Raw genomic sequence first — 25,356 nt, forward strand, 5'->3', positions numbered from 1 at the left:
CAAGTGCATCAACTGCCGGGTTTACGAAGCAGTCGTAAAACCATGCCCTGCGGTGCGTCAGATTCACCGAGTCGCCGTATTGGCGAGCGCTTCGCCCGAACGCGGACCGACTCGAACGCCGGCTACGCCAGCTGCTACAAAAGCTGCGGTGCGCACATACCCCTGTAGCAGCGGCCGCAGGCCGCGTTCGGCTGCGCAGCAGTCGTAAAACCGGACGCTGCGGTGCATCAGACTCACCAAGCCGCCCGCATTGGCGAGCGCTTCGCCCGAACGCGGACCGACTCGAACGCCGGCTTCGCCAACTGCTACAAAAGCCACGTTGCACACACAACCCTGTAGCAGCGGCCGCAGGCCGCGTTCGGCTGCGAAGCAGTCGTAAAACCAGACGCTTCGGTGCATCAGATTCACCAAGCCGCCCGCATTGGCGAGCGCTTCGCACTCGAACGCCGGCTGCGCCAGCTGCTACAAAAGCTGCGGTGCGCACATACCCCTGTAGCAGCGGCCGCAGGCCGCGTTCGGCTGCGAAGCAGTCGTAAAACCAGACGCTTCGGTGCATCAGACTCACCGAGTCGTCCGCATTGGCGAGCGCTTCGCACTCGAACGCCGGCTACGCCAGTTGCTACAAAAGCTGCGGTGTTCACAACTCTGTAGCAGCGGCCGCAGGCCGCGTTCGGCTACGCAGCAGTCGTAAAACCAGACGCTGCTGTGCGTCAGATTCACCAAGTCGCCCGCATTGGCGAGCGCTTCGCACTCGAACGCCGGCTGCGCCAGCTGCTACAAAAGCCACGTTGCACACACAACCCTGTAGCAGCGGCCGCAGGCCGCGTTCGGCTGCGAAGCAGTCGTAAAACCAGACGCTGCGGTGCGCCAGATTCACCGAGTCGCCCGTATTGGCGAGCGCTTCGCACTCGAACGCCGGCTGCGCCAGCTGCTACAAAAGCCCGGCGCGCACACCCCTGTAGCAGCGGCCGCAGGCCGCGTTCGGCTGCGCAGCAGTCGTAAAACCAGACGCTTCGGTGCATCAGACTCACCGAGTCGCCCGCATTGGCGAGCGCTTCGCACTCGAACGCCGGCTGCGCCAGCTGCTACAAAAGCCACGCTGCACACACAACCCTGTAGCAGCGGCCGCAGGCCGCGTTCGGCTGCGCAGCAGTCGTAAACCAGGCGCCTCGGCATTAGAGCCAGCACGCATCCCATAACGGATAATCATGAACCCGTTGAACCAACCCGGCACGAATCGGGTTTTGAATAACGTATCGTGCAAGGGTTTTCACGTCTTCATCCGCGCGAACAGCGCGATCGTGATACCCCTTCTGCCAGAAACGCCCTTGACGCCCCAATGCCTGATTCACAGCCAAACTACTGCGCGACTTGATACGACACATCACTTGCGCCAACGTCTTTTCTCGCAGTTCAAGCACACAATGAAAATGATCTGGCATCACGACCCAGGTCAAGAAGTCTGCCCAGCCATCTTCCTGAACAAGCTTAAGTTGCTCCACGACCAACCGCCCCAAGCGCCAATCCGCAAAAACCGCACGGCGCTGATAGACGACTGTAGTCAGCAAATAAATCCGCCCAACCTCTGACACCCGCCCCTCGCGCAATCGCCCAGCCTTCGTTGAAACAGGCATTCCTTGCCCCTTCATCCATTCATAGGAGGCTCAGAACTTACAACGTTGACGACATTCAGGCTGGCGCAAAGCTCAACCGGATGTAACCCCTCAACTCCCGGTCCGGATCTTGTTCCACAACCGTGTACGAACCCGGTCGATGCTCAGCGGCATGGCCTCAAGGGCAAACAGCTTGCCCATCATTTCCGGGCTCGGATACACCTTGGTGTCGCTCTTGATGGCGGGATCGATCAGGCTGTCGGCCTGTTCGTTGCCGTTGGCGTAGTGCACATAGTTGCTGATGCCGGCCATGACGTCCGGGCGCAGCAGGTAGTTCATGAAGGCGTAACCGGTCTTTTCATCCGGGGCGTCGGCCGGCATGGCGACCATGTCGAACCAGATGGCCGCGCCTTCCTTGGGAATCGAGTAACCGATGTCCACACCATTTTTGGCTTCCTTGGCGCGGCTTTCGGCTTGCAGGATGTCGCCGGAGAAGCCCACCGCCACGCAGATATCACCGTTGGCCAGGTCGCTGGTGTATTTGGATGAATGGAAATAGCTGACGTAAGGCCGAACCTTCATCAGCAGATCTTCGGCCTTCTTATAGTCGGCCGGGTTCTTGCTGTGGTGCGGCAGGCCCAGGTAGTTCAATGCGGCTGGCAGCAATTCCGGACCGTTATCGAGGATCGCCACACCGCACTTCTGCAGCTTTTGCATGTTCTCGGGTTTGAAGATCAGGTCCCAGGAATCCACCGGTGCGTTGACACCAAGCACCGCTTTGACCTTGGCAATGTTGTAGCCAATACCCGTGCTGCCCCACAGGTACGGAAAACCATGTTCGTTACCCGGATCGTTGTTTTGCAGGGCCTTGAGCAATACCGGATTGAGGTTTTTCCAGTTTGGCAACTGGCTCTTGTCGAGCTTCTTCAGAGCCCTGCCCTCGATCTGCCGCGCCATGAAGTGGTTGGACGGAAACACCACGTCATAGCCCGATTTGCCCGTCATCAACTTGCCGTCGAGGGTTTCATTGCTGTCGTAGACGTCATAGCTGAAACCGATGCCGCTTTGCGCCTGGAAGTTTTTCATCGTGTCCGGGGCGATGTAGTCCGACCAGTTGTAGATCTTGACGGTTTCGGCAGCCTGACTGAGTGACGCAACGAGCATCAGCGGAGCCAGCATGAGAGAAGCAAAAGGCGTACGGATCATGATTCGATTCCTGTATGGCGTTTTTATTGGCAGGTTTTCGGGTGATCAGAGGATCAAGAAATCAAGACGCGGGTGCGGCGTTTACTGCATGAAACCTTCCATGAAACCCGCGACCCGAGAGGCCAGTTTGCGGCGCCACGGCGCGCTGGTCGGGTCGGCCAGGGTCTGGTCTTCATGGATGAAACTACGAATGATCGCGTTGTAGCCCAGCCAGCGCAGCGGCTCCGGTTCCCAGGCTTTGAGCGCGTCGAGGCCGCCCTGCGTGATGACCCACGGCTGGCGGACTCGCTCGGTGTCGCGTCCAAGGATCAGGTCTGCCAGGGTCCTGCCACCGAGATGGCTTGCGCCGACTCCCTCGCCGCCATAACCGCCAGACAAGGCGATACCGTTGCGCTGATCACAGAGCATGTGCGGCTTGAAGCGTCGGGACATGCCGAGGTTGCCGCCCCAGGAATGGGTGATGTTGACGTTCTTCAACTGCGGGAAAAGCTCGCCAAACAGGTAGCGGCGCAACTCGACTTCATTGCGGGTCAGGTCAAAGTCGTGGCGTAGCTTGCCGGCAAACTGATAGCCGCCACGGGCACCGAACACCAGCCGGTTGTCGGCGGTGCGCTGACCGTAAGTCACCTGGCGGCTGCTTTCGCTGAACGCCTGACCACGGTCCAGGCCAATCTCGTCCCAGGTCGCGACAGATAAAGGTTCGGTCGCCACCAGCAAGCTCTGCACCGGTAACTGATAACGCCCCAATGGCGCCAATGTCGCGGCGTAGCCCTCCACGGCTGGCACGATCCAGCGACTGCGCACAGTAGCTTTAGCGGTGCACAAACGGCCGGGCTGCCACTGACTGGCCGGGCTGTTTTCGTAGATGTTGACGCCCATGCGCTCCACCGTCCGCGCCAGGCCACGCACCAGCTTCGCCGGCTGGATCGTTGCGCAATGTGGCGCATACACTCCGCCGTAGGGCTTGGCGACACGGATCTGCTGAGCGAGTTGCTCGGGGTTGAGCCAGCGGTAATCGGCTTCGTTCAGGCCCTGACGGTAGAGCGAATCCAGATAGCGACGCAGGTTGCTTTCCTGTTCGGGATAACGGGCCGCGCAGTAAAGCACCCCGCCCTTGCGAAAATCGCAGTCGATGCCTTCACGTTCGAGGACACCTTGCACTTCATCGGGAATACGGTGCAGCAAATCAAAAGACGCGCGGCGCTGTTCAGCCGGCAAGCCGACGAGTAAACGGTCCTCGCCCAGCAAATTGCCCATCAGCCAACCGCCATTGCGGCCCGATGCGCCGAAACCGGCGGTCCTGGCTTCAATGATGGCAATCTTCAGGTCTGGCGCCTGACGCTTGAGGTAGTAAGCGGTCCAGAGACCGGTGTAACCGGCGCCGATGATTGCGACATCGACATCCAGGTCCCGCTCAAGTGACGGCCGCGCCAGTAGCGGTTCTTCAAGCTGGTCCATCCACAAACTGATAGTGCGCCACGCCGGCATGCAAGACTCCGCCACTCAAACTTCGATGGCGTCGATCCTAGTGCCTCGGTTCAGTGGCTGTCTTGCGCGCGTGCACGCAAGGAAATTTGCTTGGCATAGGCTTTGGGCGACAGGCCGGTGTGCTGGCGAAAGCAGCTGTAGAACGCCGAGAGCGAATTGAAGCCGGCGGCGAACGCCAGTTCGTCGATGCGCAGCGGCGGCGTTGCTGTGTCCAGCGCTGCCAGCAAATGCCGCAGGCGTGCCTGGTTCACGTAACGGTAAAAGCTCTGGCCGAGCACCTGGTTGAGCAGATAGGAAATCTGATTGCGGCTGTAACCACACTCCTTCGCCACCCGTTGCAGATCGAGTTCCGGGTCGAGATAGGGTTGCTGACGCTCGAAGTACTGTTGCAGGTCCTCAGCCATGAAACTCAGTTGCCGCGGCGAAAGCCCCAGTCGACTGACCGCCGGGCGCGAGCTGGCGGCCGACTTGCCGGACGCCTGTTCGTGGACCAGGGAGGCGTATTCATTGACGCGCCAGATCAGCCCGTCGCGCACGGTGATCGCCTCGCTGGATCGAAACGACACCAGCCCTTCACCGCCGCGTAATGTCACGCGGTACTGAATGAACGCAGTGTTGCCGTCCAGGCGAATCCGGTCCGAATGCTCCAGCGCTTCATCCGCGTCACGCGGCATGCTGCTGCGTACGTACTCGCGCAGTTCACTCAAGCCAAGCGTGCGGTTCTGGAAAAAGTCATTGTACTGAATGTCCGGGTGATACAGCGCCATGACGCCGTCCAGGTCCCGGTGCTTCCAGCACAAGTGATAACGCAGCACGGTTTCGCCGGTGGCCTGGGTTTGCAGCGGGCCATCATCCTGAGCAGGCATAGGGCACTCAACGACAGAAAAACCGAGCTTGCCGAACTTCGGCCAAGGCTTCAATGCTCAATTCAACCACCAGATACAGCGGCGCTCCGCCCGATGCCCTACAAAACATGATCCAGATCAATGACAGCACTTCAATCGCCAAACGGCCTTAAAGATTTCACGGTTCTTTCACCAACGAGTGCTATTTTTAAAATTCAAACGGTTGGGCCAGTGAGGGCTCATCCCTCCTAAACACGGGCTAACGGACGCGCTCGATGAACAAGGCGGGCAACACATGAATAGAGTGTCGTTGAGCAAGGTTACGTTTCCAAACGCCTGCCAGCTGATGCGCTGGTATTTTCATCCCATGGGATTCGAGGCGAGCATGGATGCCCCGGACAGCATGATTGCCCGGTTGTTTGATCGTGCCAGTGGCGAGACCATGATCGCCATTGCCGGAATTCCCTGCGCTACCGTGATGAACGCCGCCGATGTCGAGCGAATAATCGAAGCCGTAGAGGATGAGCTTGAAGCCTTTGCTCCTCCGCTTGCCCTGAAAAGTGCTTCTTGAGCCGCACCCCTTGATATCAAAGCCCACGCAGCGTGGGCTTTTTTCGTTCGAAGGCATTCCGGATGCCCGCGCCCTCCTGTTCAGGCTGACTGCTTGCCAACGCGCTGATCGGCGAAGAAAGGCTTGCCCTGCGCGATCCTGTCGGATGCCTTGGGCATATTGACCGCTTGATTGTCCTGGCCATCGACATACCAATAGCAATGCTTCACCGCCCGGGTGATGCCGACGTAAGCCAACCGCAGAATTTCGTCTTTCTGTGCACTGTCATAAGGCTCCGCGTCGCCGTCCTTGCCCAACCCAGCCATGCGATAAACCTGATTCTTGTACGGTGAACTGGTCAGGTGCTGGCAATCACCGAGCAGGAATACCGCATCGGCCTGAAGCCCCTTGGCACTGTGATAGGTCAACTGCTTGAGCCGTCGCGCCTCGAATGGCAAGCTAGAATCAGCATTAACTACAGGTGAAATATGCTCTTCAATCAATGACTTATCGCTACTTTTTCGATAAAGCATCAAGATTGAATCGCCGTTTCGATAGTGTTCCATCAGACGCTTGGCCATGGCCGAATCATCCCGATCATGGACGTTGACCGGCAGCAGTTCCCCCGGCTCGCCACTGGCCTTGGCTTTTTTGCCGGGAATCGCCGGTGCGGCGCGCACGATATGCTCGGCAGCGTCGATGATGTGCTGATGGCTGCGGTAGTTTTCGCTGAGCATTACCCGCGTGGTAGCGGGTGACGGAAATTCCTTGTTGAACTCCATGAAGTACTTCGGCGAACTGCCGCGCCAGCCATAGATCGACTGCCAGTCATCGCCGACACACAGCAGCGAGGAGCGTTGCGCCCCACGCCCGACGTGCATGGCCGGACCACGGCTGCGGATTTCCATCAGGGTTGCACGAATCCAGGAGACGATTTGCGGGGAAACGTCCTGAAATTCGTCGATCATCAAGTGCGACATCGGTCGCAGCAACTCATCGCTCAGCAGCTTGAGGTTTTCTGGCGAATGTTCACTGAACAAGGCGAACATCCGGTTGTAGGTCATCACCGGCGGCGACTGATCCAGTAGGTGATCCTCCAGGGCTCGCCAGTACAGGCTGAGTGCTTCAAAGAACAAACGGTCCGGATCGTCCTTGGCGAAACTCATCTGGCCCACGGCAGCCGGAACATCCAGCCCAAGGTTTTCAATAAAACTGGCCGCTGCGACAAAACAGTCGAGCAGCGGCGCGGAACCCAGTTCGCCCTTGACCTTGTAATCGAACCCGGGCCCGGCGCTGGCATCCCCGGCCAGCGTGGCCAAAACACGTTTTGAAGACTCGTAGCTATCTAGCCAAATCAAAGGCTTACGACAGAAAGCTTGAAACAAGGTGCGCTTGACTGCCCATTCGGCGCGAACCGTCAGTTTGGCGTTGGGACGGCTGACTTGCGGGTTTTCACGAGGGTCGAAGCCTAGAACCACCCAGGCGTCGAGCGTCGGGATGTAACCGTGACAATGGAAGGTCGAACCGTTGATCTCGAATGTCTGGCGGCTCGGCTCAATGCCCTTGATCGGCCAGGCGCCTGCGCGGATCCACAGATCTTCGACGACATCGCAGAGTTCTTCATCGCGCTTGGCCGCCAGTTCGGTCACCGCCATACGCTTTTGCACATCCGGGTGATCGCGTTCCAGCTCCTTGAGCTGCAAGGCGTGACGGGACAGCGGCGTGATCAGTTCGCGAAAGCGTTCACTTTGAGTAAACAGCCGGTGAAAACAGGCATTGAGTTGTTGGCGCTGGGTGTCGTTGATCCGCAGATCGAACGGGTTGCTGTCGACCTCTGCGTCATCGAACAGCGAACGGCCGCTGAGGTTTTCGAAGGCCTGCAGCCGCTCGAATCCCGGCAGGCTGCGGACCATCGGCAAAATGCGTGAGTGGAAAGTTCGCACCAGATCGCGGGCGTCTTTCTGAGAGAGCGCTCGGCCCCACACGGCAAACAGCCCGATCAGCTTGTTGATGAAGTCCTTGCGCGATTCGCGGGTGAAGGTCACCACGGTCAACGAGTCGAGTTCAAACCCCAGGTAATGGGTCAGCAGTAAAATGCGCAGCGCCAGGGTTGTCGACTTGCCGGCGCCCGCCCCGGCGATCACCGAGGTCGAAGGGGTGTCGCTGAAGATCATCTTCCACTGTGCGGCGCTCGGCTGTGCCGACTCCGGCAACAAGCGAGCGACATCGGCCTTCATGCGCTTCTTGATCTCGGCACTCAGCGGCAGCCGCCAGTCGTCGAACAGGTTTTCATCAATGCGCGGCGCCGGATGCTCGGTGGATCGGCTGTCGCGGATCAGCAGCACCTGACGGCCTTCCTCTATTCCGTCCAGCTTGCCTTCCTTGTAGCCGTAGTCGACGCCGGCGCTATGACCGCTGCGAAAGCCGTCGGCCTGGCCATGCAGCCAGGACGCCCGGTGCTGCGCGCGCAGGCGGTTGAGGCCGTGGCCAAAAAAACGCGCAGCCAGGCGTTTGAGCAACGGCATCTCGGCCAGGGGCAAAAGCTCGGAAGGAAGATCGGGATTGTGACGCGGCACGCTGACTCCAGGGTGTGAGGCTGTTGCAGGCTATGGTGTCTTCATTTGCCGGCGAGTTCTAGTCAAATGCTTATCCATCATTGGTTTAAGCGATGAAGTGAATGCTGGGACGTAGAGTTTAGCCTTCGATTTATATCTAATAAACTGATCAGATTAAGGCAGTTTTTACGCTTTTTATCGATCGTTGACTGATAGATGATGTTTGCCATCAACCACCGGTTCTCGTTTTGCGGCTCAAGTGTTCCGCCCCATGACGAACCTTTTCAGGAGACGATCATGCTTGAACTCAGACCCTTCAAATCCCTGGGCGGCGCCCATCATGGCTGGTTGGATGCCCATCACCATTTTTCGTTCGCCGAGTACTACGACCCCAAGCGCATGAACTGGGGCAACCTGCGGGTGTGGAACGACGATGTGATTGAGCCGGGTACCGGATTCCCGAAACACCCGCATCGGGACATGGAAATCATCACCTACGTTCGCGAAGGTGCGATCAGCCATGAAGACAACCTGGGTAACAAGGGCCGCACCGAGGCCGGTGATGTACAGGTCATGAGCGCCGGCACCGGGATTGCTCACAGCGAGTACAACCTGGAGTCGACGGCGACGAAGATTTTCCAGATCTGGATCATCCCGAATGAAACCGGGCTGGCACCGTCCTGGGGCGCCAAACCGTTTCCAAAAGGTCATCGCGAAGGTTTCGTGACCTTGGCCAGTGGCAAGGCCGGCGACGACCAAAGCCTGCGGATCCGCGCCGATGCACGGTTGGTGGCGGCAAACCTGAAGGCTGGCGAAACCGCCGAGTATCAACTGGACAACGGTCGCCGGGCGTACCTGGTGCCTGCCACCGGAGTCATTGAAGTCAATGGCTTGCGTGCACAAGCTCGAGACGGTGTAGCGGTTGCGCAGGAACAGGTGCTGCGGGTGACCGCCATCGAGGACAGTGAAATCGTGTTGGTGGACCTGGCTTGATACGCTGAAGGCCAGATGCAAAAAGGGGTGACCGTTTAGGTCACCCCTTTTTGTTTGCAATCGATATTGGCTGCACTGCCGTCATCGCTGGCATAAGTTTCTACACATCTTGCTGCTCCAGCTCTCGTAGCAGCTGCCGAGCCTGCGAGGCGGCGTTCGAGGACGAAGTCCTCGCAAATCCTGCGTACGCGATTCGCCTGAAGGATCGTGTTGGCTGATTTTACGACTGCTTCGCAGCCGAACGCAGCCTCGCACGCTCGACAGCTGCTACGGAGGTAGTCCTTCAGCGTATTTCTAAGTTGTGTAGATTCCTATGCAGTGATGGGGTCCTCGATTATTTGGTGCTGATGGCGCTGTCCACCAGTGTCTGGGCTTCGCTGACCAATTGCTTGAGGTGATCGTCGCTAATGAAGCTTTCAGCGTAGATCTTGTAGATGTCCTCGGTGCCCGAAGGACGGGCCGCGAACCAGCCATTTTCGGTCATGACTTTCAGCCCGCCGATCGCCTGGTCGTTACCCGGCGCCTTGCTGAGAATGCTCTGGATCGCTTCGCCAGCCAGTTGTGTCGATTTGACCTGGTCTGGTGACAGCTTGCCGAGCAAGGCTTTTTGCTCAGGGTTGGCCTTGGCATCGACACGTACCGAGAACGGCTCACCCAGTTCATCGGTCAGTGCGCGATAAGCCTGGCTTGGATCGCGTCCTGTGCGAGCAGTCATTTCAGCCGCCAGCAAGGCTGGAATCAGGCCGTCCTTGTCAGTGCTCCAGACGCCGCCATCCTTACGCAAGAACGAGGCACCGGCACTTTCTTCACCACCAAAACCCAGCGAGCCGTCGAACAGGCCATCGGCAAACCATTTGAAACCGACCGGCACTTCGTACAGGCGACGATTCAGGCGCTTGGCAACGCGGTCGATCAAGCCACTGCTGACCACGGTTTTACCCACCGCCGCATCGGCGCGCCATTGCGGGCGGTTCTGGAACAGATAGTCGATGGATACGGCCAGGTAGTTGTTCGGCGCCAGCAAGCCGCCGGACGGGGTGACGATGCCATGACGATCGTGGTCCGGATCGCAGGCGAACGCCACGTCGAAACGCTCTTTCAGACCGATCAGGCCTTGCATGGCATAGCTCGACGATGGGTCCATGCGAATCTGACCGTCCCAATCGACGGACATGAAACGGAACGTTGGATCGACCTGGGTATTCACCACCTCAAGGTTCAGGCGGTAATGCTCGGCAATCGCCGACCAGTAGCGCACCCCTGCTCCGCCCAGCGGGTCCACGCCCAGGCGCAGGTTGGCGCCACGGATGGCGTCGAAGTCGATCACGTTGACCAGATCGGCGACGTAGGTATTGAGGTAATCGTGACGATGGGTGGTGTCGGCCTTGAGTGCCTGCTCGTAGCTGATGCGTTTGACACCCGCAAGCTTGTTGGCCAGCAACTCGTTGGCCTTGGCCTCGATCCACTTGGTGATGTGGGTATCGGCCGGACCACCGTTGGTGGGGTTGTACTTGTAACCGCCGCTTTGCGGCGGGTTATGGGACGGCGTGATGACGATGCCGTCTGCCAGCCCCGACGTACGGCCGCGGTTGTAGCAAAGAATGGCGTGGGAAATAGCTGGCGTCGGCGTGTACTCGTCGCCTTCGGCAATCATCACAGTCACGCCATTGGCGGCGAGGACTTCCAGCGCACTGGCGCCGGCTGGCGTCGATAGCGCGTGGGTGTCGATGCCGACAAACAAAGGGCCGTCGATGCCCTGGGCTTCGCGATACAGACAGATGGCCTGGCTGATGGCCAGAACGTGCCATTCGTTGAAACTCAGCTCGAACGAGCTGCCACGATGGCCTGAAGTACCAAACGCAACGCGCTGGGTCGAAACAGAGGCATCGGGCTGGCCGGTGTAATAGGCCGTTACCAGTCGCGGGATGTCGACCAACAACTCTACGGGTGCCGGTTTGCCCGCAAAAGGACTGAGTGTCATGCAAAACCTCTGAAAAAGAGTGGTTCAGGAATGGGGAGGCAGTTTACTGGCAGTTGGACCAGAGAGCGACGATATCTATCCAGACAAAATCTATCCAGACGTCAGCTGGGTATATTGACGCCCGGTCAATCGATGAGTTCAAGCCTCAACGCATCCGCCAGCATCGTCAATGCAGCCTCCAGGTCGTGCTGCCCGCTGAATGTGTGGCTGAGCCTGACGTTCTGCGAATGCAGCCCATGCAAGCTGAACAATTCACCGGGGGCAATCACCACCTGTTGCTTGAGCATGCGCTGGAAGACCCGACGCACATCGACCGGCCGTAACGAGCGCGCCCAGATGGTCGCCCCGCCCGCCGGCTCGACAAACTCCAGCGAATCGCTCAGACGGTCCTGCAGCATCTGGATCATTCGGCTCTTGCGCTCTTTCAACAGCCGGCGCAGCACCAGCAAGTGCTGGTCGATACGGCCGCTGCTGTACAAGCGTGCGATGGCTTTCTGACGAATCGGCGACAGGCGAAACGAGCGCAGCAAAAAATGCCGCTGCAGCTCCACGCTCAAATGCCGTGAAAGCAGATACCCGTAAGGTGCCTCAGGCCCCATGAGCTTTTCGAAGGTGGAAAACACGATCAGGCGATCAGGATCGAGCACATCGCGAAAACGACTTTCATTCGGCTCATGAGCGAGTTCGCCGTACACGTCGTTTTCCAGTACCCAACTGCCGTGTTGTTCCAACAGTTCGGCGGTGGATTGCCGGTTGTCCGACGGCATCAGGCTGCCGCGCGGCATGCTCACGCCCGACGACAGCACCACCAGGCGAACCGCCTCGGTCCGGAGCAAATGCTCGAGCAACTCAAGGTCAAGGCAGCCGTTGCTGTCTATCGGCAACTCGATCACCTGCACGCCAGCGGTCTGGAACAAGCGCAAAATGGCCCAGTCGCAGGGCGATTCGACCAGCACGGTCGCATCCTTGAGTTCGAGCACGGCGATCAGTATTTCCAGCACACCCCGCCAGTCGGCACCGATGTAAACATCATCGGCGTGCCAGCAGCGTGCCGGTGAAGTGGTGTAGCGTGCCGCCAACGCGGTGCGTAACTCCAGCTCGCCACACGGCTGCGAGTGAAGCTGCGGTTGACGCGGATACTGGCGCACCAGTTCTCGCTCCAGCAGCAACAATGGACTGTCCAGCGACTGCAGAAGCGCGGGCTCGTCGATACTCAAGACCAGCATTCCCGGGCGCCTTGCGCTGACATAGACCGTTTCAAGCAGATCGTTACCGCTGCTGAACGACATGTTCAAGGACACCGGCAACGCGTAGTAACCGGACTTTGCCACCGAATACACCCGCCCTTCTTTCTCCAGCAGCGAATAGGCGTACTGAATAGTTGAAATCGACACGTTCAACCGGTCTGCCAGCTGCCTTAGAGAAGGCAGCTTGATCGGTGCTTCAGTCGCCATTTCATTGATCAGGCTGGTCAGGTATCGGTACACGGCCTGGTAAGCAAAATCTGTTTCCCTTTGCCCCTTCATGAACACTGGCCAATCGCTGTGCAGGTGTTTTTTGAATCGGTCAAACCGGACTCCTTCAACGTCTCGCTGACCATTCACTCAGCGCGTCATCCACCTCACACTCTCCGGTGCCTGCGGCACTCAAGCCCGAATCCCCCGCTTCGAGCCCGATCCCGGACACCGAACGCATGCCGTAGAGCCTGCAGATCAGGCTGACCGACAGGCCGCTGACGTCGATCATCCATTGCATGACTTGCTCAGGAGCGGCATTGCCCTGCATTGCTTTGTGCAGTTCGGGTATCGCCACTAACATGCCGGGATGGCAGCGGCGCAAAAAATGCTCGAGCCCGGCACCGGCATCGACAAAGGGGGCGAACAGCAGGCACAGCTGCTGTGTTTCATTGAGCCCCAGTGTTTGCTGAGCCTCGGCCGACGCCAGGGTCCGAAGCTCGGCCATTGCCTGCGGATTGCCGTAGACCTCCAACACCTGCTCGCAAAGCCGCTCGGGCAGACGTCGTTTACGCATCTTCAACAACGCCCGTTGTATGTACTCGCTGAATCCGCTTTCGTAGGCCAGGTCATTCACGAAGCAGGCTTGCAAGCCCCGCAAATGGGCCGAGAGCAAAGGACTGGCGAATTCGTTTTCGCGCAGGTGAACGTCAATTTCATCCGGTTGCAGCCCGAGAAAGTCGGTCAGCAATGGCCAGCGCTCCTCCATGTTGCCGGTCACCAGGTCCTGGATATCGATGTAGTCTGCGCCGCGTCGCGCCTCAAAACTCTCGCGTGGCCGCCACTCGACCGTTTCATGGCCCGCATAAAGCTTGCGATAACAATCGCCGCCCAATTGATCGAGCGTTAAAAACAATCCTTCATAACCGAAGGCCGGATGAGTGATTGCCGGCAGGCCGGCCTTTTGCGCCTCGTGCATCAGGCCGGCCAAAAACTGCTTTTGCTGACGTACGGTTTCACCGCTGATCAACGCATCGACACCGCCCTCCCATCGGGCCATCTGCGAGTAGAACTCGCCTGTCGCCAGATAGCCGTCGCTACACGCTTCAAACACCCCGTCAGCCCCTCGCAAATGGCCGAGCATCAGCATGTTGGTGCGATTCAAATCGCGACCAGCCTCGGACATCGGCATCAGATGGCTGAAGGGCAACACCTCGCGGTTATCGACCATCACCACCTCGACCCGAGGATCGTCGTAGACAAACAGGGCGCCGTAGCTGCTATGAATATTCTCCATGATCGTCGGCGTCGTCCCGCCCAGCCGTAGCGTGGCGACACGCAACTGGAAGGTCGCTGGCGCCCTGCCCGCGATACTCAATTGCGCGGCACGCAGGAATGCCAATGTGTAGCAACTGTCGCGCGTTCCCGAGTGCATCATCAGCACCTTGTAAGTACCGATTCTCTCCATTCCCCCCGCCGCCACCAACAGACGCTGGATCAACAGCTGCAATGCAGTACGTTCCGCACGAGAAAAGAAACTCAGCAACCGCTGCAAAACTTGCTGATAGACATAGTTCATCGCTTGATCATGAGTTGTGCTCATTGTCATTTACCTGATATTCAAAAAGTCGGCATCGCACAAGCAATCATTTGCTTGCACGACCTGCGATCGATGCTGGCTGATAACGGCTTATCGTGAGTATCTGCTTTCAAATGCTAACACTTTGGTTGTGGTAACTATTTGAAACGATTGTTATAGAAATAACGTTCACGACCGAGCCAATCGCCCACAACCCCCGAGCCCACGAGCTCCGACGGACCGGATGGGCGGCCTAGGACTTTTCCGACAACGTCCCACAGACAATGAGCACGAGAAATAAGGAAACCAGAACAAGGCAATACTTCCATAACTAACAAGCGAACCGCTTACTTGCCGCGTTTCAACGCGAAGCGCAGGTGAGCAATGGTCCGTATACATAGCACCAAAAGCAGAACCCATTAAAAAAAGATGCCCAGCCATGACTCATTCCTTGAGATGAATTTAATCATTCAATTATCAGGGCTTATATGATGATTAGAAGATACAGATCAGAAGCAAAAACCAGTTCAGTTGCTGAACCGGCAGATGACGAAGGGGGATGAAAGGTGTGCCCGTACAACAAAAACGCAAGAGTCCGTAAACACGGACTCTTGCGCAAGCGTCATGCAGGTTCTACTTGAAGCGCCACTCGCTCGCGACACGGACACTCATCCATGTAACGGTGCGCCTGGACAAACTCGCTAAACGGGAAGACCCGGGTCTTGAGTGGTAGCAGTACCCGGTCAGCCGTCAACTGGTTGATATCGCGCAGCGCCCGTTGCAGTGCGACCTGGTCCTGAATGATCCCGAGTTCCGGTTTGCCGGTGAAGTTGCCGATGCAGTGCACGAAGAACTGAATGTTTTTCTGGAACGCTGCACAGGCCGGGAACGGCGTCTGGTTACCGCCTTGCAGGCCATACAGCACCAGGCTGCCACGAGGCGCCAGCACGTCACCGAGCATCGACATCTGCGGACCGCCGAGGCCATCGAATACCACGTCGACACCGCGGTTGTCGGTGAGCTTGTTGATCTGCATGAGCAGATCCTGCTCTTCAGTCACGATCACCGTCTCGGCACCCAGGGATAACAGGTACTCGCGCTCGCTGGCCGTTTTGGTCGCGGCAATGACCCGCACACCCAAGGCCTTGCCCAGTTGCACGAAGGACGGGCCGGCACAATGGCTCGCATCGGTGACCAGGGCAAACTGGCCAGGCTTGACCCGTGCCAGATCGGCGTAAGCAAAGTAGGCAACCAACAGCGGCGTGTAATGCACAGCGGCTTCGACCGGACTGAGCACATCCGGATAACGCGTCAACGCCGAACGCGGCAGTACGATCTGCTCGCCGTAGACGGGATAGTCATTGGGACTTTCTGCCGGGAAGCTGGCGACCTTGTCACCCACCGCCAGATCATCCACACCTTCGCCGACGGCAGTGACCACGCCGGCCATTTCATGACCAAGGCCCGATGGCAACCGGGCATGGGAAGATGCCAGGTTCTGGCGCCAGAGGATGTCATACCAACTGATGCCGATCGCTTCGACACGCACCTGCACTTCGCCCGGCGCTGGCAGAGCTGCCGCATGCTCTTCGCATTTGAGCACCTCGGCAGGACCAAACTTGTGAAAACGGATCGTGCGGGACATCGCAAACCTCGTCAAATTAACCTCTAATGCCCTGAACTCTATCCGGGCTTTCTGACCAAGACCATCAGTGGCTATTAATAGTCGACATGCCTGTCATTGATTCCGCAGCCCCGGCAATACGTCAATCAACGTAGAAAACCGAACCAGCATTGTGGGAAAAATGAATTACTCGGTGCAGAGTAACAGCCTTTCCCCGTAAGATTCATGCCGGCCATTGTTCTCATATGGCCGCTCTCGTCAAGTTTACTGACTCTGCCAGGACTCCAGATGAATCGTAATGACCTGCGTCGTGTCGACCTGAACCTGTTGATCGTGTTCGAAACCCTCATGCATGAACGCAGCGTGACCCGCGCAGCGGAAAAGCTGTTTCTCGGCCAACCGGCCATCAGTGCGGCGTTATCACGCCTGCGCAGTCTGTTCGACGACCCGCTGTTCGTGCGTACCGGCCGCAGCATGGAGCCTTCGGCCCGGGCAGTGGAGATCTTCGCCCTGCTCTCTCCCGCGCTGGATTCGATTTCGACCGCTGTCAGTCGCGCCGCTGAATTCGACCCGGCCACCAGCACCGCGGTGTTTCGCATCGGCCTCTCGGATGATGTCGAGTTCGCCCTGCTGCCGATGCTGTTGAAGCGCCTGCGTGCGGAGGCGCCCGGTATCGTGCTGGTGGTGCGACGCGTCAACTATCTATTGATGCCGAGCTTGTTGGCATCAGGCGAAATCTCGATTGGCGTCAGCTACACCACCGATCTGCCGGCCAACGCCAAACGCAAAGTCCTGCGACGCAGCATGCCGAAACTGCTGCGCGCCGACTCGGTACCTGGCGCCTTGAGCCTGGACGACTTCTGCGCTCGCCCCCATGCCCTGGTGTCCTTTGCCGGCGACCTCAGCGGTTTCATCGATGAAGAACTGGAAAAACTCGGGCGCAAGCGTCATGTGGTGCTCGCGGTTCCGCAGTTCAATGGTTTGGGGACGCTGTTGGCCGGCACCGATATTCTCGCCACCGTGCCGGACTACACCGCCGATGCACTGACTGCCGCCGGTGGCGTACGCGCCGAAGACCCGCCGCTGCCGACGCGAACCTTCGAGCTGCACATGGCCTGGCGCGGCTCGCAGGATAACGATCCGGGTGAGCGCTGGTTAAGATCGCGGATTCAGATGTTTTTCGGGGATCCTGATAGTTTGTAACAACCCCCCGCCAGGCTCAAAATTCAGGCTCCCAGCGGCGGAACAGGACGCTGGCGTTAACACCACCAAACCCGAACCCATTTGAGAGCGCGTGCCTTATCAACGTCTTCCGGGACTTCAGGCCGACCAGATCGAGCCCGACGGCCGCCTCATCGGGATGAACCAGATTCAACGTGGGGGGCACGACCTGGTCACGAAGCGCCAGTACGGTGAAGATGGCTTCAATACCACCGGCCGCTCCCAGAAGATGCCCGGTGGCGGACTTGGTCGAAGTGATCGCCACGCCGGAGTCACTCCCGAACAACGAGCGAATTGCCGCCAGTTCCCCTTTATCGCCAACCGGAGTGGAGGTCGCGTGCGCGTTGATATGCTGCACGTCCGCAGGACTGACAGCGGCCTGGCGCAGTGCTTGCTCCATGGCGCGCCGTGCGCCGCTGCCATCTTCCGGACCTGCCGTCAGGTGATAGGCATCGGCGCTGGTGCCATAGCCGACCAGTTCCGCCAAGGGTTTGGCTCCACGTGAGAGGGCATGCTCCAGCGATTCGATTACAAGCAACCCGGCCCCCTCAGACATTACGAAGCCGTCACGATCGCGATCAAAGGGACGTGATGCCTCCTGCGGACGCTGGGCAAAACCAGTGGATAGTGCGCGGGCCGCAGCAAAACACCCCAGAGTCACACGGTCTATCGCTGCTTCGGTACCGCCGCATATGGCGATGTCCGCCTCGCCACTTCTGATGAGCCTGGCCGCATCGCCGATAGCCTGCACCCCTGCAGCACAGGCCGTTATGGGCGCCCCGAGCGGCCCTTTGAAACCATGCCGAATGGAAACGTGCCCGGCCGCCATATTGGCGAGAAATGACGGTGCAGTGAACGGCGACAATCTGCGAGGGCCACGCGCGTCGGTGGTACGTACAGCGTCGGCAATCGCGCCAAAACCACCTACGCCCGATGCAATGATCGTAGCGGTACGCTCCTGGTCTGCGACATCCGTCGGATGCCAGCCGGCCTGCTCCAGAGCTTCGTGCGCGGCCACAAGCGCAAACTCGATGAAGCGATCCATCTTCTTGCGATCCTTGGCCGAGATAATGCGCTCCGGGTCGTAACCCGCGATGGCATCATCTTCTAAAGACGGCACCTGGCCGCCTACTGCAACGCCCGTACCCTCAGTAATATCGTCGGGCAGGCTACGGATGCCAGAACGTCCGGCCAGCAATCTCTTCCAGACTTCTTCTACTCCGCATCCCAGAGGTCCGACAATTCCGGCGCCCGTGACTACGATTCGCTTCTGACTTTCGAGATTAAACATTGAACCCTCTTCATTTTTCAGTCGACACCCAATAAAAACAGCAAGCTATGGCGTACGGCTAAAGCTTTGTGGTGAGGTGAGTGGCGAGAGGACGGGGTGGCGTCCTGTCCACTAGGCTTGCTTGCCTTTTCGCTGGTTCAGGTTGATCCGTATTGTCAGGACGGATCTTGAACCAGATGGAGTACATCGCTGGCAGGAACACCAGCGTCATGATGGTTCCGATGAACGTACCTCCGATCAACGTGTAGGCCAGCGTCCCCCAGAAGACGGAGTGTGTCAGGGGAATGAACGCCAGGATTGCCGCCAGCGCTGTCAGCAGTACCGGGCGGGCACGTTGGACCGTGGCTTCGACCACCGCGTGAAACGGATCCAGCCCTTCTTGCGCGTTGTGATGGATTTGGCCAATCAGAATCAGCGTATTGCGCATCAAAATGCCTGAAAGGGCGATTAAACCTACCAGAGCGTTGATACCAAACGGCTGCTGGAAGATAAGCAGTGTCGGCACCACACCAATCAACCCCAGTGGCGAGGTGAGGAACACCATGATCATCGCCGAGATCGAACGTACCTGCAGAATGATGATCAGTAGCGTCATGGCAATCATGATCGGGAACAACGGCAACATCGCTTTACCGGCTTTGCCCGACTCCTCGATTGCACCCGCCTGCTCGATCCGGTACCCGTCAGGCAGCTTGTCGATGACCGGCTGCAGCTCTTTCATGATCACGCTCGAGACGTCCGGTGGCTGCAGGCCTTCGGCAATGTCACCGCGCACGGTGATGGTCGGCGTGCGATCACGACGTCGGAGGATCGGGTCCTCCATACGAACATCGACCTCTCCCACCTGAGACAGCGGAATCCGCTGACCCGCCGTGCCTACCAGAGTAAAACCTTCTATCTTGGCGGGATCGAGCCGGATATCACCCGCTGCGCGACCAACCACCTGCACCGCACGAATGTCCTCACGAACTGCGGTGATCGGTACTCCGGCCAACAGGAACTGCAGTTGCTGCGCGACTGAGTTTGACGTCAACCCCACCGCCTCCAAGCGATCCTGATCCAGAGCGAAATGCAGCGTCGGCGTCAGGGGCCCCCAGTCAGTGTTGACGGTTCTCATCATCGAGCTCGATTGCATCACGTCCTGTACCTGGCCCGCGATCTCGCGCAATTTCGACGGATCAGGCCCCATCACCCGATAGGCAACAGGGAACGGCGAATACGGACCAAACACAAGCTGAGTCACCCTGACACGCGCTTCTGGGGCAAGTCCCTCGGCAGCGGCCTCGCGGAGACGGAACTTGAGGGCCTCGCGCGCCTCCTGGCTGTCCGTCAGCACCACAATCTTCGCGAAAGACGGATCGGGGAGTTCCGGCGCCATCGCCAGATAGAAACGCGGCGCGCCTTGCCCGATATAAGCGGTGACGATTTTTGCCTCATCCTGCTTTTGCAGCCAGGCCTCTATCTTGGCGGTAGTGGCGCTGGTCTGTTCAATGGAGGTTCCATAAGGCATTTGCACTTCAATCAATACCTCTGGACGGTCCGAGGTAGGGAAGAACTGCTTCTTGACCAGGCTCATGCCGAGAATCGCCACGCCAAACATTGCGATAACAGTACCGGCTACCAGCCATTTGCGAGCGATGACACGCGTCAACACCTGGCGGAAGTGGTTGTAATTTCGGGTGTTGTAGATGGCCGCATGACCACCCTCCACCTTCTTGATGTTCGGCAACATCTTCACACCCAGGTACGGGGTAAAGGCCACCGCAACCACCCAGGAGGCAATCAGGGCAATGCCCACGATCCAGAACATGTTGCTGGTGTACTCGCCGGCTGTCGACTGCGCGAAGCCGTTGGGCATAAAGCCGATAGCCGTCACCAGCGTACCGGAAAGCATCGGTGCGGCTGTATGACTCCAGGCATACGCGGAAGCTTTGATGCGGTCGTAGCCCTCCTCCATTTTCACCACCATCATTTCGATAGCAATGATGGCGTCGTCCACCAGCAGTCCGAGCGCCAGAATCAACGAGCCGAGGGTGATACGGTCAAAGTTCTTTCCAGTGGCCGCCATCACCACAAACACCACCGCCAACGTCAACGGTACAGCCGCAGCGACCACAACGCCTACGCGCCAGCCCATGCTGAGGAAACAGACAAGCATCACCACAAGCAGCGCGACGAAAAACTTGACCATGAACTCGCCGACGGCCGAACTGATATTTACAGATTGATCGGTGACCTTGGAGAGCGTCATGCCCAAAGGCATGCCTTCATTTATCTTGACCGTCTCCGCGTCCAACGCCTTGCCGAGGTCAAGACCGTTCCAGCCCTCACGCATCACGATCCCCAGCAACAAGGCCTCTTCACCGTTATTACGCACGAGAAAGGTTGCCGGATCTTCATAACCACGTTCGATCGTCGCCACGTCCGAGAGCTTCAGCGTCCGCCCCTGAACCGCAATGGGTGTGTCACGAATCTTTTGCACCTTATCGAAGGCGCCATCCAGCCGGAGGAAGACTTGTGGCCCGTTGCTTTCGATCGAACCGGCAGGTGTGAGCACGTTCTGATTGTTCAGCGCGGCAAAGATGTCCTGAGGCGATACGCCCAAGGTGGCCAGCCGATCATGGGAAAAGGAAACAAAGATGCGCTCGGGTTGCTCACCAATAATGTTGACCTTCTTCACGCCCGGCACATGCAACAGTTGTTGGCGCAACGACTCTGCATCACGTACCAACAGTCGCTGCGGTTCGCCTTTGGCTTTCAGGGCGAACAGTGCAAATGTCACGTCCGAAAACTCGTCGTTGACCATTGGCCCGATGACACCCGCCGGCAGCTTCCGGGCCTCATCGTCGAGTTTTTTACGCGCCTGATAGAACTCCTCCTGCACTTGCGAGGGCGGCGTGCTATCGCGCAGTGACACCATCGTGAAAGCGAGGCCTGGACGGGTGTAAGTTTCCGTGCGGTCGTACCATTTCAGTTCTTGCAGGCGTTTTTCAAGTGGCTCTGCTACCTGATCCTGCATCTCCTGCGCCGTGGCGCCCGGCCACGCGGTAATGACCGTCAATTGCTTGACCGTAAACGGAGGATCTTCCGCACGCCCCAGTTGGAAGAACGACAGGATGCCCGCAACGGCGATCAGGAAGATCAGAAACACCGTGATGGAGCGCTCACGAACGGCGATCGCGGAAAGATTGAAGCGCCCCTCGCTCATGGATGACTCCCGGCAACCTTGACGTCACCCGGTTGAGCCAGTCTCACCTCCTCACCATCGCGCAGCAGATGCGCGCCTAACGCTACAATCTTTTCGCCGACCTTGAGATCGCCTGCGACTCGCGCTGCGTCGTCGCTCAAGCCCAGGACCTGAACAGATCGCCAAGTCACTTTCGCCGGTGTACCGGCGATGACCCACACGCCAGTGCCTTGGCCTGGGTCATAAACGGCAGCGATCGGTACTTGCAGCCCCTGCCCTTGCCTGGTGCTTTCAGCGATCCGAAGTGTAACGGTCGAACCTAGCGGTGCATTGGCCAGTGCGCCCTCAAGCACATACCGCGCCTCGAAGGTGCGCGTCATACGGTCGGCCGAGTCAGAAAGCAGCCTCAGCTTCGCTGTAACTGCACCCGTGGTATTGCCATAAAGCGTCGCCTGCGCAGTGGATCCTGCTGTGGGGCGTAGCGTCTCGGGCAGATGCACGATGGCTTCGCGTTGCCCTGCCCGCGCCAGTCGAACCACGGGCTGTCCCGGGCTGACAACTTGTCCGGGCTCGGCGAGCGTCTCCACCACTATGCCGTCGGAATCCGCAAACAGCACCGCATAACCAGAAGCATTGCGGGCAACGTCAGCCTGCGCTTCAGCAGCGCTGAGCTGCGCTTTTGCGGTATCCGCTGCGGCTTTGATCTGGTCATAGGCCGATGCAGAAACAGCACCTGCGGCGACCAGGTCGCGATATCGCGCCTCGTCATCTGCAGTCTGCTTGGCTCGGGCCCGAGCGGCTATGACTGACTCTTGCTGTGCTCGCGCCTGCAACCCCAGGTCGATTGGGTCAAGGCGCATGAGTGGCTGCCCACGTTTAACGGTCTGACCGGTGTCAACCAGACGCTCAAGCACCTTGCCTGATACCCGAAAACCCAGATCGCCCTGGACGCGAGCAGCCACGACACCCGTGAAAGAACGTGAGACGTCGGACGAAGCCTGAACCGCAGAAGACCTCACCAAAGGGGCCTGCGTGCGTGGATCTTCAACGGTGGATGAGTCGCCACACGCCGTCAGGACGAGAGGCAACAAGCAAGCGGCAATGGGGACAGGTCGAAGCCGGCGCATAAGTTCCCTTACTTAAAAAATAGGACAGGCGCCATATTCTCAGTCTGGTGACCATATCTGTCAATGGTCACTTTTTATGAAATACCGAGCCCCTTAATCTCAGTACTAGTATTGCCGCACGCTGATGGCCAACCTTGAGCTTAGCCCAAAGAGTGTCGATTGACAGAAAGTGACCATAACGTAATATGGTCACAAACATCCTCAATTGAAGGAACCTCAATGCCTACCCTCCGTCCCGTTGCTCTCTTGGTGAGTGCCAGCTTGATGACAGGTTGCGCGGTCGGTCCGGACTATCACCGTCCGGACGCCCCACTTTCGGACCATTACCTGGGGCAGTCTTCTGTCGAACAGAGGCCTGGGGCGACGCCGGCCGGTCTTGTCGCCTGGTGGGAAGGCTTTGGTGATCCACTGTTAGCCGACTTCGTCTCCAAGGCACTTGAGCAGAACCTGGATCTGGCGCAGGCGTCGGCGCGAGTCACGCAGGCACGGGCAGGACTGGGCGCCGCAAATGCCGCTTTACTGCCCTCAGGGAACATCAGCGGACAGGCCGCGCGCTCCTACCAGTCAATCGAGACGCCGCTCGGCCAGGTGTTGAACTCAACGCCTGGCTATGATCGGTACGGAAGCTCCTACGAGGCCAACCTCGATGCCAGCTGGGAGGTAGATGTCTTTGGCGGATTGCGCCGCGGACGCGAGGCTGCTCTGGCCGAGTACCAAGCTTCCCAGGCGGGCGTCGCTGCCACACGATTGGCCATCGCCGCGCAGACCGCTGATATCTACATCACTGTCCGCGGACTGCAGACCCGGCTGGACATTGCGAACCGACAAGTCAAAACACAGCAGGAGCTACTAGAGAAAGTCCAATTGCTCTACAGCAAGGGGCTCGCCGCCAACTATCAGGTTCGCCAGACAGAGGGCGCGCTATCGCAGGTCCAAGCGACAGTGCCGGTCCTGCAGACCGGTCTGGATGCCGCCATGAATGCGCTGGATGTCATGCTCGGCACGCCGCCAGGCACTCACCGCACACAACTGGCAAGTGCGGGGAGCATTCCTGTAGCGCCGCAATTAAAGGCGATGGGAACGCCGGCCGATTTGCTGCGCCGCAGGCCAGACCTCATTGTGGCTGAGCGCCGTCTTGCGGCCTCAAACGCACGCATCGGGGAGGCGATTGCCGAGTACTACCCGAAATTCTCCCTTAGCGCATTGCTGGGCAGTGCCACGGCTGTATCCGCAGGCAACCTTTTTACTGGCGGCGCCAGCCAGTCGGCGGGCGTATTGGGATTGCGCTGGAGGCTCTTCGATTTTGGTCGCATAAACGCCCAAATCGACCAAGCCAAGGGACAGGAAGCCGAAACCCTGGCTGCTTACCGTCAGTCTGTGCTGCGCGCCACCGAGGATGTCGAGAACGCGCTCTCCTCACTGGTGAATCGGGAAGCTCAAGCAACCACCCTCACTGGGGGAGAGGCGTCTCTGACACAGGCTCGCCAATCGTCATTCATTGCCTATGAGAAAGGCACTGCCAGCCTGATCGACGTCCTGCACGCCGACGAGACGATGCTGCAGGCTTCCGATGCCCGGGCACAAGCACGAACGGAATCGGCACGGGCGGCGGTCGCGGCATTCAAGGCGCTCGGTGGTGGCTGGCAGCCTCCTGAAGCCCAGCCTGTTGCGACACGATGATTTAACCAGGTGACGTAGCACTTGATGCACGCACCTCCCCCTCCTCTTTCAGCTACTACCCAATCCGAGCGCGGGTTCGTTCACCGACGGACGCGGTCAGTAGCCAATTGCTCAATAGAAACCAACCGGAGTACAGCGAAATGAAGTCGAACGAGAATTCCTGGGTGCTCATCACCGGAGCATCAAGCGGATTTGGCGAGGAGTTTGCCCGGCAATATGCAGCGCAGGGAAAATCGCTCATTCTGGTAGCAAGAAGACTGAGTAAGCTCGAAGCGCTATCGGCGCAGTTGCGCGAACGCTTCGGCATTGATGTGATCGTCGAACAAGTAGACCTGTCCTCGATCCCGGCGATCATCGAACTGCATGAGCGACTCAGCGAACGCAATATAGTGATCGATGTGCTCATCAACAATGCGGGTCATGGATTGCAGGGGCCTTTCCTGGATCAGCCTCTGGATGAGTCTCTGACCATGATTGATTTGGATATCGCCAGCCTGACAGGGCTGACACGCCTTTTCGCGGCCGACATGCGAGCCCGCAAACGTGGGCACATCCTGATGGTCGCCAGCTTGCTGTCCTTCCAGGGCGTGAAGAATTTCGCCGTTTACTCTGCCGCGAAAGCCTATGTTCTTCGCTTCTCTGATGCGCTTCATCGCGAACTGAAAAATGACGGCGTCGTCGTTACCGCTCTTTGCCCAGGAATGTCGGATACCGGATTTGCAGAAAGCGCCAAGCAACGGATCACACCGACCTTGAAAATGGTGATGATGCAGCCTCAACCCGTCGTGCGTGCAGGAATCCGTGCGCTGCAAGCCGGACGCATGAGTGTGGTGCCGGGTTTTGGCAACAAGGCCATTACTGTCTTGACTTGGGCCACGCCTCGTCGGTTTCATCAGAGCCTTATGGCGCAGGTGATGGGAGTCTGAGGGGGCGACAAAGGGGCCTTTTACCTCAGGGGAAAG

Annotated in this window: 18 protein-coding genes; 5 read left to right on the plus strand and 13 right to left on the minus strand. The window is 58.6% G+C overall.

The annotated features are described in order from the left end of the window. Positions 1-63: 63 nt before the first annotated feature. The 5 genes from AC1DHT_RS15340 to AC1DHT_RS15360 all read right to left on the minus strand — a co-directional run bounded on the left by AC1DHT_RS15340 (position 64) and on the right by AC1DHT_RS15360 (position 5,173). Entirely contained in the window at positions 64-399 is a 336-nt protein-coding gene (locus AC1DHT_RS15340) for a hypothetical protein (RefSeq protein WP_442114787.1), read from the minus strand. Positions 400-1,175: 776 nt separating this feature from the next. Next, complete coding sequence (locus AC1DHT_RS15345) at positions 1,176-1,634, minus strand: REP-associated tyrosine transposase (RefSeq protein WP_427540926.1); 459 nt, start codon at positions 1,632-1,634, stop codon at positions 1,176-1,178. A 90-nt stretch (positions 1,635-1,724) separates the two neighbouring features. Then, on the minus strand, positions 1,725-2,819 hold the full coding sequence (locus AC1DHT_RS15350) for a polyamine ABC transporter substrate-binding protein (RefSeq protein ID WP_427540923.1): 1,095 nt from the start codon (positions 2,817-2,819) through the stop codon (positions 1,725-1,727). 81 nt (positions 2,820-2,900) lie between these two features. Beyond that, on the minus strand, positions 2,901-4,307 hold the full coding sequence (locus AC1DHT_RS15355) for an NAD(P)/FAD-dependent oxidoreductase (RefSeq protein WP_442114788.1): 1,407 nt from the start codon (positions 4,305-4,307) through the stop codon (positions 2,901-2,903). A 50-nt stretch (positions 4,308-4,357) separates the two neighbouring features. Beyond that, entirely contained in the window at positions 4,358-5,173 is an 816-nt protein-coding gene (locus AC1DHT_RS15360; RefSeq protein ID WP_427540918.1) for an AraC family transcriptional regulator, read from the minus strand. A 274-nt stretch (positions 5,174-5,447) separates the two neighbouring features. Between AC1DHT_RS15360 and AC1DHT_RS15365 the strand changes: the two genes are divergently transcribed. Next, the gene (locus AC1DHT_RS15365) at positions 5,448-5,723 is read left to right on the plus strand and encodes a DUF1652 domain-containing protein (protein ID WP_019690213.1); all 276 of its coding nucleotides are present in this window, start codon (positions 5,448-5,450) and stop codon (positions 5,721-5,723) included. An 80-nt stretch (positions 5,724-5,803) separates the two neighbouring features. On the opposite strand, the gene AC1DHT_RS15370 is transcribed toward AC1DHT_RS15365, so the two are convergent. After that, positions 5,804-8,278 carry a UvrD-helicase domain-containing protein gene (locus AC1DHT_RS15370; RefSeq protein ID WP_427540915.1) on the minus strand — a complete coding sequence of 825 codons (2,475 nt, stop codon included), beginning with the start codon at positions 8,276-8,278 and terminating at the stop codon, positions 5,804-5,806. Between the two features lie 276 nt (positions 8,279-8,554). Here AC1DHT_RS15370 and AC1DHT_RS15375 point away from each other — a divergent pair, with 276 nt between their 5' ends. Further along, entirely contained in the window at positions 8,555-9,250 is a 696-nt protein-coding gene (locus AC1DHT_RS15375; protein WP_427540912.1) for a pirin family protein, read from the plus strand. A gap of 334 nt (positions 9,251-9,584) precedes the next feature. Here AC1DHT_RS15375 and pgm read toward each other — a convergent pair whose 3' ends face one another. From pgm to AC1DHT_RS15395, 4 genes are all read right to left on the minus strand, one after another. After that, entirely contained in the window at positions 9,585-11,231 is a 1,647-nt protein-coding gene (gene pgm, locus AC1DHT_RS15380; RefSeq protein WP_427540909.1) for a phosphoglucomutase (alpha-D-glucose-1,6-bisphosphate-dependent), read from the minus strand. Positions 11,232-11,356: 125 nt separating this feature from the next. Then, positions 11,357-12,757: an aminotransferase-like domain-containing protein gene (locus AC1DHT_RS15385; RefSeq protein ID WP_427540906.1), complete on the minus strand. Its 1,401-nt coding sequence runs from the start codon at positions 12,755-12,757 to the stop codon at positions 11,357-11,359. 55 nt (positions 12,758-12,812) lie between these two features. Then, positions 12,813-14,288 carry a hypothetical protein gene (locus AC1DHT_RS15390; protein ID WP_427540903.1) on the minus strand — a complete coding sequence of 492 codons (1,476 nt, stop codon included), beginning with the start codon at positions 14,286-14,288 and terminating at the stop codon, positions 12,813-12,815. Positions 14,289-14,886: 598 nt separating this feature from the next. After that, positions 14,887-15,909: a zinc-dependent alcohol dehydrogenase family protein gene (locus AC1DHT_RS15395; RefSeq protein ID WP_427528794.1), complete on the minus strand. Its 1,023-nt coding sequence runs from the start codon at positions 15,907-15,909 to the stop codon at positions 14,887-14,889. 267 nt (positions 15,910-16,176) lie between these two features. Between AC1DHT_RS15395 and AC1DHT_RS15400 the strand changes: the two genes are divergently transcribed. Next, positions 16,177-17,091, plus strand: a complete 915-nt coding sequence (locus AC1DHT_RS15400; protein WP_019690206.1) for a LysR family transcriptional regulator — start codon at positions 16,177-16,179, stop codon at positions 17,089-17,091. 16 nt (positions 17,092-17,107) lie between these two features. Here AC1DHT_RS15400 and fabF read toward each other — a convergent pair whose 3' ends face one another. The 3 genes from fabF to AC1DHT_RS15415 are packed head-to-tail and all read right to left on the minus strand — an operon-like array spanning position 17,108 to position 22,714. Next, positions 17,108-18,400 carry a beta-ketoacyl-ACP synthase II gene (gene fabF, locus AC1DHT_RS15405; RefSeq protein WP_427537286.1) on the minus strand — a complete coding sequence of 431 codons (1,293 nt, stop codon included), beginning with the start codon at positions 18,398-18,400 and terminating at the stop codon, positions 17,108-17,110. 58 nt (positions 18,401-18,458) lie between these two features. Continuing rightward, positions 18,459-21,608: an efflux RND transporter permease subunit gene (locus AC1DHT_RS15410; protein WP_427537289.1), complete on the minus strand. Its 3,150-nt coding sequence runs from the start codon at positions 21,606-21,608 to the stop codon at positions 18,459-18,461. Continuing rightward, positions 21,605-22,714 carry an efflux RND transporter periplasmic adaptor subunit gene (locus tag AC1DHT_RS15415; protein WP_427537292.1) on the minus strand — a complete coding sequence of 370 codons (1,110 nt, stop codon included), beginning with the start codon at positions 22,712-22,714 and terminating at the stop codon, positions 21,605-21,607. Before AC1DHT_RS15415 ends, AC1DHT_RS15410 begins: the two co-directional genes overlap by 4 nt. Before the next feature lie 219 nt (positions 22,715-22,933). Between AC1DHT_RS15415 and AC1DHT_RS15420 the strand changes: the two genes are divergently transcribed. Both AC1DHT_RS15420 and AC1DHT_RS15425 read left to right on the plus strand, forming a co-directional pair. Then, positions 22,934-24,394 (plus strand): efflux transporter outer membrane subunit, encoded by a 1,461-nt coding sequence (locus tag AC1DHT_RS15420; RefSeq protein WP_427537295.1) that lies wholly within the window; start codon positions 22,934-22,936, stop codon positions 24,392-24,394. Positions 24,395-24,534: 140 nt separating this feature from the next. Then, the gene (locus tag AC1DHT_RS15425; protein ID WP_427537298.1) at positions 24,535-25,320 is read left to right on the plus strand and encodes an SDR family NAD(P)-dependent oxidoreductase; all 786 of its coding nucleotides are present in this window, start codon (positions 24,535-24,537) and stop codon (positions 25,318-25,320) included. Positions 25,321-25,356 lie beyond the last annotated feature (36 nt).

The sequence above is a fragment of the Pseudomonas sp. 05N432 genome, from assembly GCF_056396945.1.

Excerpts from the sequence above, each read along its gene's own strand:
- AC1DHT_RS15360 (WP_427540918.1), bottom strand. The coding sequence starts at position 5,173 with ATGCCTGCTCAGGATGATGGCCCGCTGCAAACCCAGGCCACCGGCGAA.
- AC1DHT_RS15355 (WP_442114788.1), bottom strand. The coding sequence starts at position 4,307 with ATGCCGGCGTGGCGCACTATCAGTTTGTGGATGGACCAGCTTGAAGAA.
- AC1DHT_RS15390 (WP_427540903.1), bottom strand. The coding sequence starts at position 14,288 with ATGAGCACAACTCATGATCAAGCGATGAACTATGTCTATCAGCAAGTT.
- AC1DHT_RS15395 (WP_427528794.1), bottom strand. The coding sequence starts at position 15,909 with ATGTCCCGCACGATCCGTTTTCACAAGTTTGGTCCTGCCGAGGTGCTC.
- AC1DHT_RS15345 (WP_427540926.1), bottom strand. The coding sequence starts at position 1,634 with ATGCCTGTTTCAACGAAGGCTGGGCGATTGCGCGAGGGGCGGGTGTCA.
- AC1DHT_RS15375 (WP_427540912.1), top strand. The coding sequence starts at position 8,555 with ATGCTTGAACTCAGACCCTTCAAATCCCTGGGCGGCGCCCATCATGGC.
- AC1DHT_RS15415 (WP_427537292.1), bottom strand. The coding sequence starts at position 22,714 with ATGCGCCGGCTTCGACCTGTCCCCATTGCCGCTTGCTTGTTGCCTCTC.
- AC1DHT_RS15425 (WP_427537298.1), top strand. The coding sequence starts at position 24,535 with ATGAAGTCGAACGAGAATTCCTGGGTGCTCATCACCGGAGCATCAAGC.
- pgm (WP_427540909.1), bottom strand. The coding sequence starts at position 11,231 with ATGACACTCAGTCCTTTTGCGGGCAAACCGGCACCCGTAGAGTTGTTG.
- AC1DHT_RS15385 (WP_427540906.1), bottom strand. The coding sequence starts at position 12,757 with ATGAAGGGGCAAAGGGAAACAGATTTTGCTTACCAGGCCGTGTACCGA.
- AC1DHT_RS15410 (WP_427537289.1), bottom strand. The coding sequence starts at position 21,608 with ATGAGCGAGGGGCGCTTCAATCTTTCCGCGATCGCCGTTCGTGAGCGC.
- fabF (WP_427537286.1), bottom strand. The coding sequence starts at position 18,400 with ATGTTTAATCTCGAAAGTCAGAAGCGAATCGTAGTCACGGGCGCCGGA.
- AC1DHT_RS15365 (WP_019690213.1), top strand. The coding sequence starts at position 5,448 with ATGAATAGAGTGTCGTTGAGCAAGGTTACGTTTCCAAACGCCTGCCAG.
- AC1DHT_RS15420 (WP_427537295.1), top strand. The coding sequence starts at position 22,934 with ATGCCTACCCTCCGTCCCGTTGCTCTCTTGGTGAGTGCCAGCTTGATG.
- AC1DHT_RS15400 (WP_019690206.1), top strand. The coding sequence starts at position 16,177 with ATGAATCGTAATGACCTGCGTCGTGTCGACCTGAACCTGTTGATCGTG.
- AC1DHT_RS15340 (WP_442114787.1), bottom strand. The coding sequence starts at position 399 with ATGCACCGAAGCGTCTGGTTTTACGACTGCTTCGCAGCCGAACGCGGC.
- AC1DHT_RS15350 (WP_427540923.1), bottom strand. The coding sequence starts at position 2,819 with ATGATCCGTACGCCTTTTGCTTCTCTCATGCTGGCTCCGCTGATGCTC.